Source organism: Psychrobacter sp. (genome assembly GCF_030457785.1).
Taxonomy (GTDB): Bacteria; Pseudomonadota; Gammaproteobacteria; order Pseudomonadales; family Moraxellaceae; genus Psychrobacter.
The window spans coordinates 1-18,937 of the sequence record NZ_JAKDUI010000021.1; the positions used below are offsets into that span (position 1 = coordinate 1).

Annotated in this window: 32 protein-coding genes; all 32 read right to left on the reverse strand. The window is 43.9% G+C overall.

Going from position 1 to position 18,937, the window contains the following annotated elements:
• Positions 1-31: 31 nt before the first annotated feature.
• The 32 genes from rplQ to mreC all read right to left on the reverse strand — a co-directional run bounded on the left by rplQ (position 32) and on the right by mreC (position 18,642).
• Positions 32-391 (reverse strand): 50S ribosomal protein L17, encoded by a 360-nt coding sequence (gene rplQ / locus L0J61_RS02175; protein WP_301464686.1) that lies wholly within the window; start codon positions 389-391, stop codon positions 32-34.
• A gap of 19 nt (positions 392-410) precedes the next feature.
• On the reverse strand, positions 411-1,418 hold the full coding sequence (gene rpoA / locus L0J61_RS02180) for a DNA-directed RNA polymerase subunit alpha (RefSeq protein ID WP_301464687.1): 1,008 nt from the start codon (positions 1,416-1,418) through the stop codon (positions 411-413).
• Positions 1,419-1,498: 80 nt separating this feature from the next.
• Positions 1,499-2,140 carry a 30S ribosomal protein S4 gene (rpsD, locus tag L0J61_RS02185; RefSeq protein WP_301464688.1) on the reverse strand — a complete coding sequence of 214 codons (642 nt, stop codon included), beginning with the start codon at positions 2,138-2,140 and terminating at the stop codon, positions 1,499-1,501.
• Positions 2,141-2,188: 48 nt separating this feature from the next.
• Positions 2,189-2,578: a 30S ribosomal protein S11 gene (rpsK, locus tag L0J61_RS02190; RefSeq protein ID WP_301464689.1), complete on the reverse strand. Its 390-nt coding sequence runs from the start codon at positions 2,576-2,578 to the stop codon at positions 2,189-2,191.
• 20 nt (positions 2,579-2,598) lie between these two features.
• Complete coding sequence (rpsM, locus tag L0J61_RS02195; RefSeq protein ID WP_301464690.1) at positions 2,599-2,955, reverse strand: 30S ribosomal protein S13; 357 nt, start codon at positions 2,953-2,955, stop codon at positions 2,599-2,601.
• Positions 2,956-3,206: 251 nt separating this feature from the next.
• A complete protein-coding gene (gene rpmJ, locus L0J61_RS02200; RefSeq protein WP_010196721.1) occupies positions 3,207-3,323 on the reverse strand; it encodes a 50S ribosomal protein L36 in 117 nt (38 codons plus the stop codon).
• Positions 3,324-3,354: 31 nt separating this feature from the next.
• Positions 3,355-4,686: a preprotein translocase subunit SecY gene (gene secY, locus L0J61_RS02205; protein ID WP_301464709.1), complete on the reverse strand. Its 1,332-nt coding sequence runs from the start codon at positions 4,684-4,686 to the stop codon at positions 3,355-3,357.
• Between the two features lie 19 nt (positions 4,687-4,705).
• Positions 4,706-5,146, reverse strand: a complete 441-nt coding sequence (rplO, locus tag L0J61_RS02210) for a 50S ribosomal protein L15 (RefSeq protein WP_301464691.1) — start codon at positions 5,144-5,146, stop codon at positions 4,706-4,708.
• A complete protein-coding gene (gene rpmD, locus L0J61_RS02215) occupies positions 5,146-5,325 on the reverse strand; it encodes a 50S ribosomal protein L30 (protein ID WP_301464692.1) in 180 nt (59 codons plus the stop codon). Before rpmD ends, rplO begins: the two co-directional genes overlap by 1 nt.
• 20 nt (positions 5,326-5,345) lie before the next feature.
• The gene (rpsE, locus tag L0J61_RS02220) at positions 5,346-5,852 is read right to left on the reverse strand and encodes a 30S ribosomal protein S5 (RefSeq protein ID WP_301464693.1); all 507 of its coding nucleotides are present in this window, start codon (positions 5,850-5,852) and stop codon (positions 5,346-5,348) included.
• A gap of 2 nt (positions 5,853-5,854) precedes the next feature.
• Positions 5,855-6,205, reverse strand: a complete 351-nt coding sequence (gene rplR, locus L0J61_RS02225) for a 50S ribosomal protein L18 (protein ID WP_301464694.1) — start codon at positions 6,203-6,205, stop codon at positions 5,855-5,857.
• Between the two features lie 11 nt (positions 6,206-6,216).
• The gene (gene rplF / locus L0J61_RS02230) at positions 6,217-6,750 is read right to left on the reverse strand and encodes a 50S ribosomal protein L6 (protein ID WP_301464695.1); all 534 of its coding nucleotides are present in this window, start codon (positions 6,748-6,750) and stop codon (positions 6,217-6,219) included.
• 217 nt (positions 6,751-6,967) lie between these two features.
• Entirely contained in the window at positions 6,968-7,366 is a 399-nt protein-coding gene (gene rpsH, locus L0J61_RS02235) for a 30S ribosomal protein S8 (protein ID WP_301464696.1), read from the reverse strand.
• Between the two features lie 11 nt (positions 7,367-7,377).
• Positions 7,378-7,683 carry a 30S ribosomal protein S14 gene (gene rpsN, locus L0J61_RS02240; protein WP_301464697.1) on the reverse strand — a complete coding sequence of 102 codons (306 nt, stop codon included), beginning with the start codon at positions 7,681-7,683 and terminating at the stop codon, positions 7,378-7,380.
• A 12-nt stretch (positions 7,684-7,695) separates the two neighbouring features.
• Positions 7,696-8,232, reverse strand: coding sequence for a 50S ribosomal protein L5 (gene rplE / locus L0J61_RS02245; RefSeq protein ID WP_301464698.1), 537 nt, complete (start codon positions 8,230-8,232; stop codon positions 7,696-7,698).
• Between the two features lie 21 nt (positions 8,233-8,253).
• A complete protein-coding gene (rplX, locus tag L0J61_RS02250) occupies positions 8,254-8,571 on the reverse strand; it encodes a 50S ribosomal protein L24 (protein WP_301464699.1) in 318 nt (105 codons plus the stop codon).
• An 8-nt stretch (positions 8,572-8,579) separates the two neighbouring features.
• The gene (rplN, locus tag L0J61_RS02255) at positions 8,580-8,948 is read right to left on the reverse strand and encodes a 50S ribosomal protein L14 (protein ID WP_010196702.1); all 369 of its coding nucleotides are present in this window, start codon (positions 8,946-8,948) and stop codon (positions 8,580-8,582) included.
• A gap of 183 nt (positions 8,949-9,131) precedes the next feature.
• Positions 9,132-9,404 (reverse strand): 30S ribosomal protein S17, encoded by a 273-nt coding sequence (gene rpsQ, locus L0J61_RS02260; protein ID WP_010196699.1) that lies wholly within the window; start codon positions 9,402-9,404, stop codon positions 9,132-9,134.
• Positions 9,401-9,598: a 50S ribosomal protein L29 gene (gene rpmC, locus L0J61_RS02265; RefSeq protein ID WP_201588096.1), complete on the reverse strand. Its 198-nt coding sequence runs from the start codon at positions 9,596-9,598 to the stop codon at positions 9,401-9,403. The genes rpsQ and rpmC overlap by 4 nt, the downstream gene beginning before the upstream one ends.
• The gene (gene rplP, locus L0J61_RS02270; RefSeq protein ID WP_025644399.1) at positions 9,598-10,011 is read right to left on the reverse strand and encodes a 50S ribosomal protein L16; all 414 of its coding nucleotides are present in this window, start codon (positions 10,009-10,011) and stop codon (positions 9,598-9,600) included. The genes rpmC and rplP overlap by 1 nt, the downstream gene beginning before the upstream one ends.
• A 3-nt stretch (positions 10,012-10,014) precedes the next feature.
• Positions 10,015-10,737, reverse strand: coding sequence for a 30S ribosomal protein S3 (gene rpsC / locus L0J61_RS02275; protein ID WP_301464700.1), 723 nt, complete (start codon positions 10,735-10,737; stop codon positions 10,015-10,017).
• 3 nt (positions 10,738-10,740) lie between these two features.
• Positions 10,741-11,070, reverse strand: coding sequence for a 50S ribosomal protein L22 (rplV, locus tag L0J61_RS02280; protein WP_010196689.1), 330 nt, complete (start codon positions 11,068-11,070; stop codon positions 10,741-10,743).
• A 10-nt stretch (positions 11,071-11,080) separates the two neighbouring features.
• Positions 11,081-11,356 carry a 30S ribosomal protein S19 gene (gene rpsS / locus L0J61_RS02285; RefSeq protein ID WP_010196682.1) on the reverse strand — a complete coding sequence of 92 codons (276 nt, stop codon included), beginning with the start codon at positions 11,354-11,356 and terminating at the stop codon, positions 11,081-11,083.
• A 12-nt stretch (positions 11,357-11,368) separates the two neighbouring features.
• On the reverse strand, positions 11,369-12,199 hold the full coding sequence (gene rplB, locus L0J61_RS02290; protein ID WP_301464701.1) for a 50S ribosomal protein L2: 831 nt from the start codon (positions 12,197-12,199) through the stop codon (positions 11,369-11,371).
• A gap of 11 nt (positions 12,200-12,210) precedes the next feature.
• Positions 12,211-12,561, reverse strand: coding sequence for a 50S ribosomal protein L23 (gene rplW, locus L0J61_RS02295; protein ID WP_301464702.1), 351 nt, complete (start codon positions 12,559-12,561; stop codon positions 12,211-12,213).
• Positions 12,558-13,160: a 50S ribosomal protein L4 gene (rplD, locus tag L0J61_RS02300; protein ID WP_301464703.1), complete on the reverse strand. Its 603-nt coding sequence runs from the start codon at positions 13,158-13,160 to the stop codon at positions 12,558-12,560. Before rplD ends, rplW begins: the two co-directional genes overlap by 4 nt.
• A 14-nt stretch (positions 13,161-13,174) precedes the next feature.
• A complete protein-coding gene (gene rplC / locus L0J61_RS02305) occupies positions 13,175-13,813 on the reverse strand; it encodes a 50S ribosomal protein L3 (RefSeq protein WP_301464704.1) in 639 nt (212 codons plus the stop codon).
• A gap of 49 nt (positions 13,814-13,862) precedes the next feature.
• A complete protein-coding gene (gene rpsJ / locus L0J61_RS02310; protein WP_169393475.1) occupies positions 13,863-14,174 on the reverse strand; it encodes a 30S ribosomal protein S10 in 312 nt (103 codons plus the stop codon).
• Positions 14,175-14,634: 460 nt separating this feature from the next.
• Complete coding sequence (locus L0J61_RS02315; protein ID WP_301464705.1) at positions 14,635-16,242, reverse strand: Rne/Rng family ribonuclease; 1,608 nt, start codon at positions 16,240-16,242, stop codon at positions 14,635-14,637.
• Between the two features lie 225 nt (positions 16,243-16,467).
• Complete coding sequence (locus tag L0J61_RS02320; protein ID WP_301464706.1) at positions 16,468-17,109, reverse strand: nucleoside triphosphate pyrophosphatase; 642 nt, start codon at positions 17,107-17,109, stop codon at positions 16,468-16,470.
• An 87-nt stretch (positions 17,110-17,196) separates the two neighbouring features.
• Entirely contained in the window at positions 17,197-17,688 is a 492-nt protein-coding gene (mreD, locus tag L0J61_RS02325) for a rod shape-determining protein MreD (RefSeq protein WP_301464707.1), read from the reverse strand.
• Between the two features lie 93 nt (positions 17,689-17,781).
• A complete protein-coding gene (gene mreC / locus L0J61_RS02330; RefSeq protein ID WP_301464708.1) occupies positions 17,782-18,642 on the reverse strand; it encodes a rod shape-determining protein MreC in 861 nt (286 codons plus the stop codon).
• Positions 18,643-18,937 lie beyond the last annotated feature (295 nt).

Here is an 18,937-nt window from a genome sequence, read left to right on the forward strand (position 1 = left end):
CTTTTTTATAATTTATACTGTCATTGCAAAATTAGTCACGATCAACTAGTTCTACATAAGCCATTGGCGCATTGTCACCATCACGATGACCGCACTTGATGATACGCAAATAACCACCTGGACGCGTTTGGTAACGAGGACCTAACGTGCCAAATAATTTGCCTACCATAGCTTTGCTACGCATACGGCTAAACGCTAAACGACGGTTAGCAACGCTGTCTTCTTTAGCCATAGTGATCAATGGCTCGGCAACGCGACGTAGTTCTTTAGCTTTTGGTAAAGTTGTTTTGATCAGTTCATGCTCAAATAATGAGTTGGTCATGTTCTGAAACATTGCCTTACGATGACTGCCGGTACGACCCAGCTTAACTCCACTCTTACGATGGCGCATAGTCAAAAATCCTTAAAGTTTAACGGCTACGATAAGAAAAGCGATCATCAACTCTTAAATCAGCTGGTGGCCAGTTGTCTAGGCGCATACCGAGCTCTAAATCTTTAGACGCTAGCACGTCTTTGATTTCAGTTAATGATTTCTTACCAAGATTTGGGGTTTTTAGAAGTTCAGTCTCTGAACGCTGTACCAAATCACCGATATAGTAAATGTTTTCAGCTTTCAAGCAGTTGGCTGAGCGAACCGTTAGTTCAAGATCATCCACAGGACGTAGTAGTACTGGGTCAACCTCTTCTTTTTCTTTCACAGGCTCAGGCGCTTCTTCAGCTTCTAGGTCAACAAAGATAGAAATCTGTTGCTGTAAAATAGTGGCTGCTTTACGAATTGCTTCTTCTGGATCTATAGTGCCATTAGTTTCAAGCTCAATGATAAGACGATCAAGGTCAGTACGCTGCTCTACACGAGCGTTCTCAACTTGATAAGCAACACGTAGCACAGGGCTAAAGCTTGCATCAAGCTTTAAGCGTCCAATTGCTTTGGTATCACCATCTTCACGGCGCTGGTTTGCTGGCTCATATCCACGACCCATTACTACACGCAAACGCATCTTAAGATGCCCACGGTCGCTCAATGTACCTAAAACCAAATCTGGATTGGTGATTTCTACATTATGAGGTAGCGTGATATCTGCAGCAGTAATAGTGCCTGGACCTTGTTTATCCAAGGTCAAAAATACTTCATTTTGGTCATGAAGCGTAATTGCTAAGCCTTTAAGATTCAAAAGCAAATCAAGTACGTCTTCTTGTAGTCCTTCAAGCGTAGAGTATTCATGGTCAACACCATCAATCTCAGCTTCAATGACTGAAGCACCAGGTAATGAAGATAACAAGATGCGACGTAAGGCATTACCTAAGGTATGCCCAAAGCCGCGTTCTAACGGTTCGAGCGTGACTTTCGCAATCGTTTCGTTAACCGTATCCACATTGATGGCATTCGGCGTTAGAAACTCAGTTGCATTTAGCATCATGATGTCACCTCGATTTATTAAACTGGTTTAATTAACGTTTGTTGCTCAATGCCATTTTTATGACATTGAGCGGTACGTTATTACTTAGAGTATAGCTCAACGATCAAGTTTTCGTTGATTTCAGCAGGTAGATCAATACGATCAGGTGCTTGTTTAAAAGTACCTTGTAGTTTGCTGTGATCAACATCTAACCATTCTGGAATGCCACGTTGTGTCGCTAATTCGACAGCGTTTTTAATACGTAGCTGTTCGCGAGACTTCTCTTGGATAGCGATGACATCACCATCTTGAAGCTGAATTGAAGGAATGTTCACACGAACAAACTCATCACGACCAGCTTTCTTTACCATAACAGTACGATGACTAACTAGCTGACGTGCTTCTGCGCGAGTTGAGCCAAAGCCCATGCGATATACCACGTTGTCTAGACGGCTCTCAAGCATGGCTAAAAGGTTTTCACCAGTAGCACCGCGCTTACGAGCAGATTCTTTATAGTAATTAGCAAACTGACGCTCTAGTACACCATACATACGCTTAACTTTCTGCTTTTCACGCAGCTGTAATGCATATTCTGAAGTCTTGTTACGGCTAACACCGTGTTGACCTGGTGGACGACCAGCTTTCTTTGTTTTTACGTCGTACGGCTTTACACCAGACTTAAGTCCTAAGTCCGTACCTTCACGACGTGATAATTTTAGTTTTGGTCCAATATAGCGGGCCATCTTTATGTCTCCTATAAGCTTCTGGAATAAAAAGCTTCGTCTTTAATATTAGACGCGGCGCTTTTTCGGCGCACGGCAACCATTGTGTGGGATTGGGGTTACATCAGAGATGCTGTTCACTTTATAACCCAATGCACCTAGTGCTCTTACCGCAGACTCACGACCCGGTCCTGGTCCTTTGACCAAAACGTCGACATTCTTAACACCATATTCTTGAGCTGCTTTACCAGCAACCTCAGCTGCAACCTGAGCTGCAAATGGTGTAGATTTACGTGAACCACGGAAGCCTTGTCCACCCGAGGTGGCCCAAGCCAGTGCATTACCTTGACGATCGGTAATCGTAACAATGGTGTTATTAAAAGACGCATGGATATGGGCAACGCCCTCCGATACTGAACGACGAGTCGCTTTCTTGCGACTACGAGTGTCTTTAGCCATCTTTTAGCTTCCTAAGTTAATTATCTTTTGAGAGGGCGTGTCGGACCCTTACGAGTACGAGCGTTGTTCTTAGTGTTCTGACCTCTTACTGGTAGGTTACGACGATGGCGGATGCCACGGTAACAACCAAGATCAACTAAGCGCTTAATATTCATTGACACTTCACGACGAAGATCACCTTCAGTCATGTAATTTGCAACTTGTGCACGGATAGCATCTAACTGCGTATCATCTAACTGACTTACTTTAGTATTAGGGGCAATACTAACTGCTTCTAAGATTTTCTGAGCAGTGGTACGACCTACACCAAAGATATAAGTTAGTGAAATAACAGCATGCTTATTATCCGGGATGTTTACGCCGGCAATACGAGCCATTGATTTCTCTCCATTAAAGAAAAATGAGCATTATCTCTCGATAAAGCGTTATTTTTCAGATTTGTTGCTGTCGATACGAAAACCTTCATAACGCTATCATTGTATTGACCTAATAATAAGCCAGCTCATTGAAAGCACTATAAAAGTTATTGTATAAACTACGGCAAGTGGCGGATGATAACTCATCCGCCGTTATTTTTCAAGTGTTAATTTAAATAGTAATAAAGCCTATGGCTAAATCACACTAAACATTAACCTTGACGTTGCTTGTGGCGAGGTTCTGCAGTACAAATAATATGTACACGGCCTTTACGGCGCACAACTTTACAGCTACCACAAATCTTTTTAACTGATGCTTGAACTTTCATAGCATGCTCCTTGAAATATCGTACCGCTCATTTAAGGTTGAGTGGGCGATTGAATTAACGTCTGATCATGATATTGATGAGTCATCAAATGCGCTCTTAGTTGCGATATGAAGTCCATCACTACTACAACCATAATCAGTAAAGACGTACCACCAAGTTGAAACGGTACACCAAACGATGACTGGACAACCATTGGCATTAAACAAATAACCGTCATATACATCGCGCCGATAAAGGTCAGTCGGTTTAATACATGATCTAAGTAACGCTGAGTTTGTTGCCCGGGGCGAATACCTGGAATATACGCACCACTACGTTTAAGGTTTTCTGCTACCTCACGCGGGCTAAATACCAACGCTGTGTAGAAGTAACAGAAGAAAATAATCATTGCACCAAATAATACAAGATACAGCGGCTGCCCTGGAGACAACACTAAAGCCATATTCTGTAGTATTTTTTGTGTAAAGCTTGGATCAGTAGATTGACCAACCCATTGCCCCAAACTTGCTGGAAACAACAATAGTGAACTGGCAAAAATAGCTGGAATAACACCTGCCATGTTCAGCTTCAGCGGCAAATGTGACTGCTGCTGAGCATATATTTTGCGCCCTTGCTGTTGCTTCTGAGCATAGTTAACTGGAACACGGCGCTGAGCACGTTCAATATAAACAATACCAGCAGTAACCGCGATACCCAGTACCACAAAAATGAACAGCACAATCAAATTCATTTGCCCTTGATTCACTTGTTCGATTGACTGCGAAATAATACCTGGCATACCGGCCACAATGCTCGCAAAAATGAGCATTGAAATACCATTACCTACTCCGCGTTCTGTAATCTGTTCGCCGAGCCACATTAAGAACATGGCGCCCGCTACTAATGATGTTACCGCTGGAATATAAAAAGTAAGACCGGTGGATAAAGTAAGATTCTGGCTGATCAAACCAGCACACATCCCTAATGACTGCACTAAAGCTAAAGCAAGAGTCCCTTGACGGGTATACTTGTTTAGTTTTCGTCTGCCTGCTTCACCCTCTTTTTTGAGGGCTTCAAGCGATGGCACTACCGCAGACATCATCTGTACAATAATCGATGCTGAGATATATGGCATAATACCAAGTGCCATAATGGACATACGCTCTAGCGCACCACCTGAAAACATGTTAAACATGCTTAATATGGTGTTTTCATTGCGCGAAAACAAATCAGCCAAGTTAACCGGATTGATACCCGGTACTGGAATGTGTGACCCTAAACGATAAACAATCAATGCGCCGATTAGAAACAATAATCGCGTCCATAGTTCATCATACTTGCGTATGAAAGCAAATGGATTGAGCGGTATACCAGCCGATGACATTGATTGTTTTGACACGTTGCTACTCCTCGATGCTACCACCAGCAGCTTCGATTGCTTGCTTAGCGCCTTTCGTTACTTTGATACCTTTAAAGGTATAAGCTTTAGTAACTTCGCCTGATAACATAACACGGGCACGCTTCATATCATGACGGATAAGGTTGGCAGCTTTAAGTGTTTCAATGCTAACCACATCGCCTTCAATTTTATTCAGTTCAGACAGACGAACTTCAGCAGTTGTCATTGCCATTTTACTGGTAAAACCAAATTTAGGTAGGCGACGGTATAAAGGCATTTGACCACCTTCAAATCCTGAGCGAACGCTAGAACCTGAACGAGATTTTTGACCTTTTACACCACGACCACCAGTTTTGCCAAGACCTGAACCGATACCACGACCACGACGTTGGGCATTTTTCTTCGAACCAACGGCTGGTGATAATTCATTTAATCTAAGTCCCATTACGCTTCCTCCACTTTTACCATGTAGTTGACGCGATTTACCATACCACGTGTTGAAGGAGTATCCTCTACTTCAACAGTATGATTAATACGGCGTAAACCCAATCCTTTCAAGCTCGCTTTGTGGCTCTTTAGGCGATGGGCACCCGATTTCAATTGAGTGACTTTCATTTTTTTCATCGTAACTCACCTAGTCTAAGTTAACCCAAGATTTCGTCTACAGATTTACCACGCTTTGCTGCCATCTTTTCTGGAGTTGACATATCACGTAAACCGTTAAACGTCGCACGAACAACGTTAGCAGTATTGGTAGAACCATAACATTTAGTCAAAACATCTTTGACACCAGCAACTTCTAATACAGCACGCATTGCGCCACCAGCGATTACGCCAGTACCTTCAGATGCAGGCTGCATGTAAACTTTACTAGCGCCATGATTTGCTTTGATCGGATGATACAATGTTGCATCATTTAGCTCAACATTGATCATATTACGTTTAGCAGCTTCTAGTGCTTTTTGGATTGCAGCAGGCACTTCACGCGCTTTACCGCGACCAAAACCAACACGGCCATTGCCATCACCAACTACGGTCAACGCAGTGAATGAGAAAATACGACCACCTTTAACAACTTTGGCAACACGATCGACGGTTACTAAGCGTTCTACTAAACCGTCACTTTGTTCATTTTTATCATTTCTAGCCATGATTAAAACTCCAATCCATTTCCGCGAGCAGCTTCTGCTAAAGCTTTAACTCGACCATGATATTTAAAACCACTACGGTCAAAGGCAACTTTTGTAATACCAGCTGCTTTTGCACGTTCAGCGATCATTTGGCCTACAGACGTTGCTGCATCAACGTTGCCGGTTGCACCAGAACGAAGGCTGTCGTCTAAGGTAGATGCCTGAGCAATCACTTCACCACCGTTTGGAGAGATAATCTGGGCATAAATATGTTTTGGTGTACGGTTAACCGTTAAGCGATTGACGCCTAAAACACGGATATGCGCACGGGTTTTCTTTGCTCGACGTAGACGAGCTGCTTTTTTATCAAACATTTCAACTCACCTTATTTTTTCTTAGCTTCTTTGCGAACCACATGTTCGTCGCTATAACGAATACCTTTACCTTTGTAAGGTTCAGGTGGACGGAAACCACGGATATTAGCCGCTGCTTGACCAAGCTTCTGCTTATCGCTAGATTTTAAAACGATTTCAGTTTGCGTTGGTGTTTCAGCTGTCACACCTTCTGGCAAGGTATACTCTACTGGATGCGAGTAGCCAACGTTTAAGGTGACTTTATCGCCAGCAGATTGTGCGCGATAACCGACACCAATTAGCTGAAGGCGTCTTTCGAAACCTACGCTAACGCCAGTAACATAGTTGTTAAGTAAAGCACGCATGGTTCCTGTGTGCATCATTGCTTCTTTTGAATCGACTGTAGGTGAGAAAATGATTGCATCATCTTCCTGTTTCAGCTCGACCAATGCATGCAGGCGTAAAGACATAGAACCGTTCTTGCCTTTAACTTCGACCTGCCGATCGTTCAAAGTAACGCTTACACCGTTTGGCAGCGTCACCGGGGCTTTAGCCACACGAGACATAGGAATATTCCTTGAAAAATTAACTTTTTATATTAGCGAAAAAACTAACAGGCTAAAAAGCCTGCTAGTTTAGCATAGTTGTCCCTGTTAAGCACCATGGAATTGATAAAAACCAGATACTTGCTTTAATCAAGCTTGATATCAAGTAATACACTCAATAACAAGCTCAAACGGTCCAAATAGACTTTTCGTCGTATTGCCAGATTAGGAGTGCTAATTAGGCAACGAACGCGACGATTTCACCACCGATACCGGCAGCACGTGCAGCACGATCACTCATGATGCCTTGGCTCGTCGATACGATAGCAACACCCATACCTTGCTTAACGGTAGGGATAGCGTCTTTGCCGCGATGCTGGCGTAAACCAGGACGGCTATAACGCTGAATAGATTCGATGACAGGCTTGCCTTCGAAGTATTTTAGTTCGATAGTTAGTGTCGCTTTGTTGTTTTCTTCTTCAGCTACAACCGCGCTAGTCACATAACCTTCGCTAACTAGTAAATCAGCAATTGATTTACGTAATTTAGAACTCGGCATTGATACCGATACTTTGTTAGCCATTTGTGCGTTACGAATACGGGTTAGCATATCCCCAACGGTATCTTGCATACTCATATAGTTACTCCTTACCAGCTTGCTTTACGAACACCAGGCACATCGCCTTGCATGACACGCTCACGCAAGATATTGCGTGATAAGCCAAACTTGCGGAAGTAACCGTGAGGACGACCGGTGATAGCACAACGATTGCGCAGACGTACTGGAGATGCGTTGCGTGGAAGAGCTTGTAGCTCTAACATTGCATCCATACGATCTTCATCGCTTGCATTTATATCACTGATAGTTTGTTTTAGCTTGGCACGCTTTTCAGCATACTTAGCAACCATTTTTTCGCGTTTTAATTCGCGGTTAATCATGCTCTTCTTTGCCATAACGTCTTTACCTTATTTAAATGGGAAGCCGAATGCTTTGAGCAGCGCACGACCTTCTTCATCAGCACCAGCTGACGTGGTGATAGTCACATCCATACCACGGATACGATCAATCTTGTCATAATCTACTTCTGGGAATACGATCTGTTCTTTAATACCCAAAGAGTAGTTACCACGCCCGTCAAAGGCTTTAGGTGAAAAACCGCGGAAATCACGAATACGAGGAATTGCAATGGCAATGAGACGATCTAAAAATTCGTACATTTGCTCACCGCGTAGCGTTACTTTACAGCCAATTGGCCATTCTTCACGAATCTTAAAACCAGCAACTGACTTACGCGCTTTTGTGACGACAGGTTTTTGACCAGCGATTGCTGTCATATCGGCTACTGCACCTTCAAGCAATTTCTTGTCTTGAGACGCGCCACCGACACCCATGTTTAATGTGATTTTAGTGATTTTAGGCACTTGCATCACATTCGCCAAACCAAGCTCTTCTTGGATTTGCTGCTTTAGCTTATCGTTATATAAAGATTTTAATCTTGCCATTACCATTACACCCTTAGTGTCTTACGCAGTCGCCACTACTTCACCATTCGAACGATAAACACGCTGTTTGTTGCCGTCTTCGTCGAATTGATAAGTAATACGATCTGCTTTTTGGGTTTGCGCATTTAAGATTGCGACATTTGAAATATGTAAAAAAGCTTCTTGCTTAAGCAAGCCACCTTCAACGCCAGTTGCCTGATTTGGCTTCTGGTGTTTAGTGACGATGTTAATGCCTTCAACTTTGATACGATCATTTTTTACAGCTTGTACAGTACCTTGCTTGCCTTTATCTTTACCAGCAATCACGATAACTGTATCGCCTTTACGTAATTTTGACATGGATTACCTCACAATACTTCTGGTGCAAGTGATACAATTTTCATAAACTGATCACCACGTAGTTCACGAGTTACCGGTCCAAAAATACGAGTTGCAATTGGTGCTTTGTTTTGGTTCAACAATACCGCAGCATTGTCATCAAAACGCAGGACAGAACCATCAGGGCGACGAACGCCTTTTTTGGTACGTACAACTACTGCATTCATCACGTCGCCTTTTTTAACACGACCACGAGGAATGGCTTCTTTAACCGTTACTTTAATAATGTCGCCAACTGATGCATAACGACGATGAGAACCACCCAGTACTTTAATGCACTGAACTCGCCTTGCACCGCTATTATCTGCAACTTCCAGCATTGACTCAACCTGAATCATAGCGTTACTCCACACGTATGAGCAATAAAAAACCAGTTGCTGCCGCTAGCACAGTATGAGCAGACGGCATTTTAATATAAATAACCGCGACTTACTCTTAATGTGAGTGATATACGCTCGGCGCAATCAGCATCCTTAAAAAGGCGGCTATTTTAACAGCTTCTGGCATTTAATGCAATTTACTTAGATTTTTTCTACTTTTTCAACCACATCCACTAAAGTCCAAGACTTTGTTTTTGAGATTGGACGCGTTTCTTTGATGCGGACAAGGTCGCCTTGCTGGCAAACATTATTCTCATCATGTGCTTTGATTTTTGTAGAACGACGAAGCTGCTTGCCATACAAAGGATGACGAACCAGACGCTCAATCAAAACTGTGATGGATTTGTCCATCTTGTCGCTGACAACTCGTCCTGTCAGTACGCTAGCATTAGCTGTTTGATTGTTATCGCTCATGAGTCGCCTCGTTGTTTCTCGTTAATCAAAGTCTGAAGCTGTGCAATCGTACGACGATTTGCTTTAACTTCATGGGTATTACCCAACTGACCAGTTGCTTTTGCCATACGAATACGGAAAGCATCAAGTTGCTTTTCATCAAGTAACTGGGTCAGTTCTTCTAATGATTTATCACGTAATTCACTGATCTTCATTACATTATCGTCCGCTTAACAATGGTGGTTTTAAAGGGCAGTTTTGCTGCAGCAAGTGTTAATGCATCGCGAGCAAGTTCTTCTGAAACCCCTTCGATTTCATATAGCACTTTACCGGGTTTGATTTCGCATACCCAATACTCGACTGGACCTTTACCTTTACCCATACGTACTTCTAATGGCTTGTTGGTGATTGGCTTGTCAGGGAATACACGAATCCAAATCTTACCGCCACGCTTGATTTTACGAGTGATGGTACGACGTGCTGCTTCGATTTGACGAGCCGTCATACGACCACGCGTCAATGATTTTAGACCAATTTGTCCGAATGCAACGGTGCTTCCACGATGAGCTAGCCCAGTGTTACGACCTTTGTGCATTTTACGAAACTTGGTACGTTTTGGCTGTAACATAGTTTAACCTCTGTCTGAGTTTCGACGGTTTCCACGACCACGGCGTTTTGGCGCACGAGGCTTCTCTTCGGTGACGGGATTATAAACGCTGTTCATACCGTCAAGGATCTCTCCGCGGAAAATCCAAACTTTAACACCGATGGTGCCGTAAGTTGTCTCTGCACGAATTGACGCATAGTCAATATCAGCACGGAGTGTATGCAATGGCACACGACCTTCACGGTACCATTCAGTACGAGCAATCTCAGCACCGCCAAGACGGCCAGACAACTCTACTTTAATACCTTTAGCACCAGAGCGCATGCTGTTCTGTACAGCGCGTTTCATCGCGCGGCGGAACATAACACGACGTTCAAGCTGGCTACCAATACCGTCAGCTACCAAACGTGCATCAAGGTCAGGAGATGTGATTTCTTCAATGTTAACCTGAGCAGGTACGCCCATAATTTTGGTTAATTCTTTTTGAAGTCTTTCAATATCTTCGCCTTTCTTACCGATAACGATACCAGGGCGCGCAGTAGCGATACTGATTTTAGCAGCACCAGTAGGACGCTCGATCTTGATGTTGCTGACCATAGCGTTATCTAGCTTTTTGCGTAGATACTCACGGACTTGGATGTCGTTAATGAGGTATTCTGAGTATTGTTTCGGGTTAGCATACCAGTTTGCGTTATGCTTTTTTACAACACCAAGACGAATTCCGATTGGATGTACTTTTTGACCCATAACTTATTCTCCTACCTTTATAGTGATGTGACAAGTACGCTTACTGATACGATCAGCGCGACCTTTGGCACGTGGTAGGATACGTTTTAGCGTAATGCCTTCATCAACGTAGATGGTTGATACTTTCAGAGTATCGATATCTAAACCGTTGTTGTTTTCAGCATTGGCGATGGCTGAGTTAAGACATTTCTTAACAAATACAGCGCCTTTTTTATTGCTATACGTTAGGATATCCAAAGCACGCTCAATAGATTTGCCACGAACTTCATCAGCAACGAGTCTAACTTTTTGTGCCGAAATGGCGGCACCGCGTAATTTTGCAGTTACTTCCATGGTAAGCACCTTATCTCTTAGCTTTTTTGTCAATGCCATGACCACGATACGTACGAGTCGGGGCAAATTCACCTAGTTTATGACCAACCATCTGCTCACTCACGATAACTGGTACATGAGTACGACCGTTATGAACAGATAAAGTTAGGCCAACCATTTGTGGCAGAATCATCGAGCGGCGCGACCAAGTCTTAATTGGCTTGCGTGAGTTGGTGTCTAATGCATTCTCAACTTTGGCAAACAAATGCGCGTCTATGAATGGACCTTTTTTCAATGAACGAGGCATGAAATTCTTCCTTTATTTCTTCTTGGCGCGACGGCGACGGATGATCATACTGTCAGTACGCTTATTGTGACGCGTTTTAAGTCCTTTAGACTTCTGACCCCAAGGGCTAGTAGGATGGCGACCTTTGTTACGACCTTCACCACCACCGTGTGGGTGATCAACGGGGTTCATAGCAACACCACGAACAGAAGGACGAATACCGCGCCAACGCGAAGCACCGGCTTTACCAAGTGATTTCAAGTTGTTTTCAGTGTTAGAGACTTCACCAATAACTGCACGACAATTGATATGTACACGACGAGTTTCACCTGAACGCATACGTAGAATTGCGTATATGCCATCACGACCTAGCAACTGAACGCTAGCACCCGCAGAACGAGCCATCTGTGCACCTTTACCGATTTTAAGCTCGATATTGTGAATCACAGTACCCAATGGGATGTTTTTTAGCGGTAGGCAGTTACCTGGACGGATTGGCGATGTTTCGCCTGACATTACTGTATCGCCTACTGCTTGTTTCTTCGCAGCGATGATGTAACGACGTTCTCCATCAGCGTACTTAAGTAAAGCAATATGAGCAGTACGGTTAGGATCGTATTCGATACGCTCTACCGTTGCTGGGATATTGTCTTTAGTACGTTTGAAATCGATAACACGATAGTGGTGCTTGTGACCGCCGCCAACGTGACGAGTCGTGATGCGACCATTGTTGTTACGACCACCTGACTTACTTTTTGATTCGAGAAGCGCTGCATGAGGACGACCTTTGTAAAGGTGTGGATGCACCACTTTTTCAACAAAACGACGGCCTGGTGATGTTGGCTTTGCTTTTACGATAGGCATGAGTGTAATCCTTATTCGTTGTTCGCTGTTTCACTAGTAGAGTCAGTAGTGTTAGCTACGTCTTCACCAGCATCAGCCATTTGTACATCTTGACCAGCTTTTAAGGTAACATAGGCTTTTTTGTAGTCATTACGACGGCCGATGCTTCTACCAAAACGCTTTGTCTTACCTTTAACATTCAAAGTGTTTACTTTAGTAACTTCAACACCTTCAAACATCAACTCAACTGCTTTTTTGACTTCAAGCTTAGTAGCATTAGAATCAACTTTAAATACCTGCACACCAAGTGAGTCGCCAAGCATTTGAGATTTTTCTGAGAATACAGGTCCTCTTAAGACCTGATAAAGTCTTGCTTTATTCATGCTAGTGCTTCCTCAAATTGTTTCGCGGCTTCAACTGACATGATCACTTTATCAAACGCGATCAAACTCACTGGGTCCACTTCGTTTGTACCAAGTACATTAACGTGTGGAATGTTGCGAGCGGCTAAGTATAAGTTTTCGTCTACTTCTTTAGTGACGATTAGTGCACGAGGTGCATTAAGCTCATTTAGCTTTGCGATCAGCTCTTTGGTCTTTGGTCCAGAAACGCTTAGCTCTTCGACCAAAACAAGACGCTCTTGGCGAATCAATTCGGCAAGAATACACTGCATCGCACCACGATACATTTTACGATTTACTTTCTGTGACCAGTCTTGTGGTTTTGCAGCGAATGCACGACCACCAGAACGCCAGATTGGGCTACGAATAGAGCCTGCACGAGCGCGACCAGTACCTTTTTGGCGCCATGGCTTAATGCCACCGCCAGAAACTTCGGCACGGGTTTTTTGCGCACGTGTACCTTGGCGAGCACCAGCAAGATATGCGGTGACGACTTGGTGCACTAATGCTTCGTTGAATTCACGACCAAAAGCCGTATCAGAAAGTTCAACCGCCGCACCTGTAACTGTTTTTAAATCCACGTTAATCCCCTTGCTTAGGCTTTGACTGACGGACGTACGATGACATCGCCACCGGTGGCACCTGGGATAGCACCCTTGATGACAATTAACCCTTTCTCGGCGTCCACTGATATCACTTCTAGGCCCTGAACGGTAACGCGTTTGTTACCCATTTGACCTGGCATCTTTTTGCCTTTGAAGACTTTACCTGGTGACTGGTTCTGACCAGTTGAACCAAGGGCACGGTGAGATACTGAGTTACCATGGGTGGCATCTTGCATGCTAAAGTTGTGACGCTTTACGCCGCCTTGAAAGCCTTTACCTTTACTTTGTCCTGTGACATCAACCATCTGACCTTGTTCGAATAAGTCAGCTAGGATCTCACCGCCAATCTCACGACCTTCTAGATCGCTGTCATTGACACGAAATTCCCAAACACCACGACCAGCTTTAACGCCAGCTTTAGCGAAGTGACCTTTTTGTGCGGCTGTTACGCGGCTGTCACGACGGGTACCTGTGGTGATTTGGATGGCTTGATAACCATCTACATCAGTATTTTTTACTTGAGTAATGCGGTTTGCATCGACCTCAACCACTGTCACAGGGATAGATGCGCCTGTTTCAGTGAAGACACGGGTCATGCCGCATTTTTTACCGACTAAACCGATCGCCATTTTAGACCTCTTTATATCTTATATTAATGGGTTGGGTGTGTGATTTGCATTAACCCAAAGCAATTTGAACGTCAACACCCGCCGCTAAATCTAGCTTCATTAGCGCGTCCACAGTTTTATCAGTAGGCTGAACGATATCAACCATACGCTTGTGGGTACGTATTTCGTACTGGTCACGAGCGTCTTTATTAACGTGTGGCGAGGTTAGAACGTTGAAACGCTCAATGCGAGTCGGCAACGGTACAGGACCACAAATTTGCGCACCGGTGCGCTTTGCAGTATCGACAATCTCTTGGGCCGACTGATCAATCAGACGATGATCAAATGACTTGAGACGGATACGGATTCTCTGGTTAGCCATGCCAGCAAGCTCCTAATATGTGCTTTTATCATTCTTGCGCTGCAAGATTATGATCAAAAGCCGTTTGGTTAAAGATTCACTTCAAGCGGCTTCCCATTCTTTTCAGAATCTGTTCTACAAGAGAACCAGTAGCGTGCTAAAAGCAAAATAATTTAAAGCCCCGCCGACCCGTCCATAGTTGGATGTCAGCAAAGGCATAATGAAATAGTGCTAGAAACGATGCTCTAGCTGTCATAGCGCCAGCTGTTTTATTAGCTGCGCATGTATAATTCAGTGGTATGTATTATACATATTTTTTTGTTCATTACAAGGATAATATCTCAAGCAATCTAAGATATTATCCTTTATACACAACACTTTGAATCACGGTATCATCACAGTATTTTTATCACAAACAATCACATCATATCACATGTAGTCACGTCACAAATAACCACGAGCGTTAGCAACTGCCGTCGTATCAATCCAAAACAATATCGTATTGCTCTTGAGTATAAAGGTTCTCAACATCAAACGTGATCACCCGACCCAGCAGATACTCTAAGTCTGCCACGGTATCAGACTCTGTCGTCAATAGTAAATCGATGACTGCCGCGTGAGCAACGACCGTGAACTTCTTCGGTGAATTGTAAGTGCGAGCGCAGCACATTATTTCACGGAATATCTCGAAACACACTGTCTCAGCTGTTTTGACAAACCCACGCCCGTGACAGGTCGAACAAGGTTCACAAAGCTGCTGCCCCAATGACTCTCTTGTTCGTTTACGGGTCATTTCTACCAAACCCAGTTCACTGACTTGTGTGATTTTGGTTTTGGCATAGTCTTGGGTGAGTTGTACTTGCAAACTCTCAAGCACATCGTCTTTGTGTTGTTGCTCAAGCATGTCAATGAAATCAAGAATGATAATACCACCGAGATTTCGTAGACGCAGCTGTCGAGCGATGGCGTGGGTGGCTTCTAAGTTGGTCTTATAAACCGTATCTTCTAGGGAGCGACCACCTACAAAAGAGCCTGTATTGACGTCGATCGTCGTCATCGCCTCGGTCTGATCGATAATCAAGTAGCCACCTGACTTTAAGTCGACACGACGTTTCAACGCATCACGTAGATCGTCTTCTACACGATGAACATCGAACAATGACTGCTCCGCCTTATAGTGGACAATACGATCATACACAAAAGGGACAAACTCTTTGGCAAAATACCTGACTTGCTCATAAATCTGAGTGTTATCAACGATTACCTTTTCCGTATCCGCATGGACCAAGTCACGGATAGAACGTAGCGGCAGTGATAACTCTTGGTAAATCAACTCCGAGCTTTGATGCTGATTCATCTCTTGACGACGAGCACAGATCGTACGCCAAAGCTGCAATAGGTAGTAAATGTCTTCCTCAAGTTTGGCAACAGGGACACGCTCAGCCGCTGTCCGGGCGATTAACCCACCTTTTAGGCTCACCGTCTGCATCAGACTATTAAGCTCAGATTTTAATCGTGTACGCTCCTCTTCGCCATCGATACGTTGGGAGATACCGATATGATCGCTTGATGGGAGGTAAACCAAATAACGTGATGGCAAGGAGATATTGGTGGTCAAGCGAGCACCCTTGCTACCCAATTGATCTTTGGTCACTTGCACGAGGATACGCTGACTTTCATGCAGTCGATGTTGAATAAGTGTTTTGGAGACAGGCGCAACTTCTGTGCTTTTTACACTCACCACAGGTGGCGTAGCAGTTAGGTTCTCCGCAGTCTCTATAATGGTGTTATCTGTTTGATTGTCTGATTTCTGGTCGCTGTCTTCAGACACTTTGTTTTTATTTTCTGCTGTTGGACGCGGCTCACGTTGCATATCGTTGACATGTAAAAAGGCGGTACGTGACTGACCGATATCAACAAACGCCGCCTGCATGCCTGGTAACACTCTAACGACCGTGCCTAGATAGATATTACCAACCAACCCTAACTTATTATGACGCTCAATATAGATTTCACCCAAGATGCCATTGTCTAGTACAGCAACTCGAGACTCCATTGGGCTAATATTAATCAGCAGCTCTTCGGACATAATTGTTTTCTCTTATCTTTCAGCATTCTTGTTTGGCGTTTATCGTCTATTAGGTTCACAGTGTAACAAATACAGCTTACGCTTTCTCATCGCCCTACCTTATTTATGTAGTGTCATCGTTCACACGCGACTGTCTGGTGTATAAGGCAACTGATCAACGCTCACTAGCAGGCGGACGCAAGTACCGGCGGACAGGCGATGTTACCATCACGAGGTTACATCACCCTATTCCATCTCTTTAACGAGCGCTAACGTTTGGGACAGTGGCAAACCGACGACATTGGTATAGCTACCATTGATACGGCTGACCCATGTAGCGCCCAAACCTTGAATGCCATAACCACCTGCTTTATCTGCAGGCTCGCCACTGTCCCAATAGCTACTCATCATTTCTACCGTCAATGGGATAAAGCTCACTTCTGTGCGCTCGGTGATTTGTTGGCATTTCAGTACCTGAAACGTTTGAGACTTATGTTCCATAGCAGGCGTCAGTGATAGTTTGGTTGCTTGTACCGCTGTCCACACTTCATGGGTACCACCAGACATCTGCCGCCACATTTCATAAGCGTGCTCACGATTAATCGGTTTGACCAATACCGTCTGCCCATCTGGTAAAACACCGATAGTGTCTGAGGTTAATATAATAAGCTCATTGGCGCCTTGATCTGTAAAAAGTGTCAGACTATCATTTAGCTGCTGTACTGCTGCTGCTGCCTTAGCAGTGACCATACGCTCGATATAATCTTTTGGTGACTCATTATCTTTCGGCGTTTCATCGATATCAACGCTCAAGGTACTAAATGCTAGCTGCGCTGTTTCTAGTAACTCACGACGACGCGGTGAGCCCGATGCTAAGACAATCTCCATCGTTACCTCTCAATTTATAGATTTATATATTTCAAGCTGTTGATCGCTAGCGTTCAATTTTGCGCAAAAATCTTGGTTCAAGCATTACTATGACTGCCGTGCAAACTTACACAGCACTAACAGTACTAGCGGCCAGCTGATAATACTAATGAGTAACGCTAAGGCAGATTGAGCGATAAAAATGCCTTGGATAAACATCTGTAACATCCACATTGTCAACTGAAATACGATTAAACCCAGGCTCGCTATCGCCCAAGCGCTGACCATGCTCAATTGCTTCACATAGATACTAGCAATTTTAATAACAAAAGCAACGACGACCGCAGCAAAGGCCTGCTGTCCTAAGTGAGTATCCATCAACAAATCGGCAATGAGACCGGTGGTAAATGCTGTAAAAACCCCGACATAGTGCGGCTGAAAAAGCAACCAGAATATCAAGACCATAATCATGATCATCGGCCGTAGCATAGACATGCTATGGGCCAAAGGATAGACGCTCAGCGAAGATGCCACAACGAGGCTTAAAACAATGACAGCAATCAGTGGTGCCGTTGCATTCTCGGAATCAGGATACGACATGATTACTTGCCTTTGCGAGTGTTAGCGATTGCTACCGCTGAGAGGTTTATCGTAGACGTACTATCTTGCGAATATATATAAACTATCATCCAATCAGCGCTCGTTGATAGTTGTATTATCTTCACCGACCAGTTTATCTTGAAGGACTAATACGTAAGCATTATCAATGAAGTTAGCGGCTGGCGTAACGGTAATGTCTCTGAAATTCTCTGCATGAGTATCTTTCACATTAGCGATACGACCGACTCGATAACCAGCTGGGATACGACCACCGAGACCTGAAGAAACCAACTCATCACCCACACGTACGTCAGAGGTTTTGAACACATACTCTAGACTCAAAGACGTCGGTATGTTTTGTCCGGTTACGATAGCCCGTTGACCCGTTCTCTTGATAGTCACAGCAACTGACTGCTGCTCATCGGTAATCAACAGTAAACGGCTGGTATTGGGATAGACATTGATTATTTGACCTAGGATACCATCTTCATCGATGACCGTCTGCCCAACCCGAACCCCATCTTGCGAACCTTTATTTATCACTACAATCTGTCTAAGTAAGTTGGTGTCTGTACCGATAACTTGTGCAAGATTTAAGTCAAACTGCTCAGGTCTGGTCGTTGATAAAATACCTTGTAGGCGGGCATTTTGTGCCAAGATATAATCTTGCTGCTGCAATTTGGCTTGTGCATGAATCAGCTGCGACTTTAACCGCACATTTTCGCGGCGTAATACCTCTTTGGATTGGACACTATCACTGGCCCAGTGCATGGCATAGCTGGGTAAGAGTGACAGCTCATAGATAGGCTGCATCGCCGCATGGCTGGTGTTTCGTACTGGATCAAACCATCCTGCATTTTTGCTATCAAACCACATCAACACTAAGGCTGCTATCAATACAATAGCAGTCTTACGAAGTGATAACGGTTGGCGTGCAAAAATACTTGGGATCATAATGTGTCTAATATTAAGTTCTACGATGAACAGCAACTCATACAAGCAACTATCGAGCTTGGGGGTTTGCCTCAGTCAAATGATAAGTCATAACCTTACATAGCAAAATAAACAATATAGCAAAATAAGCGATACAGCTTGGTCATTCAGGGTTATGGACTTATAAATGCAATTAAAGGCAGCGCAACAGGCCACCTTTAATTTTATATCTTATCAGCATATCTCGTCATTCAGACTTGTAATGCATGAACTACCCACTACCTTAGAGGTAGGGGTTTCTTAGGTAATGCTCATA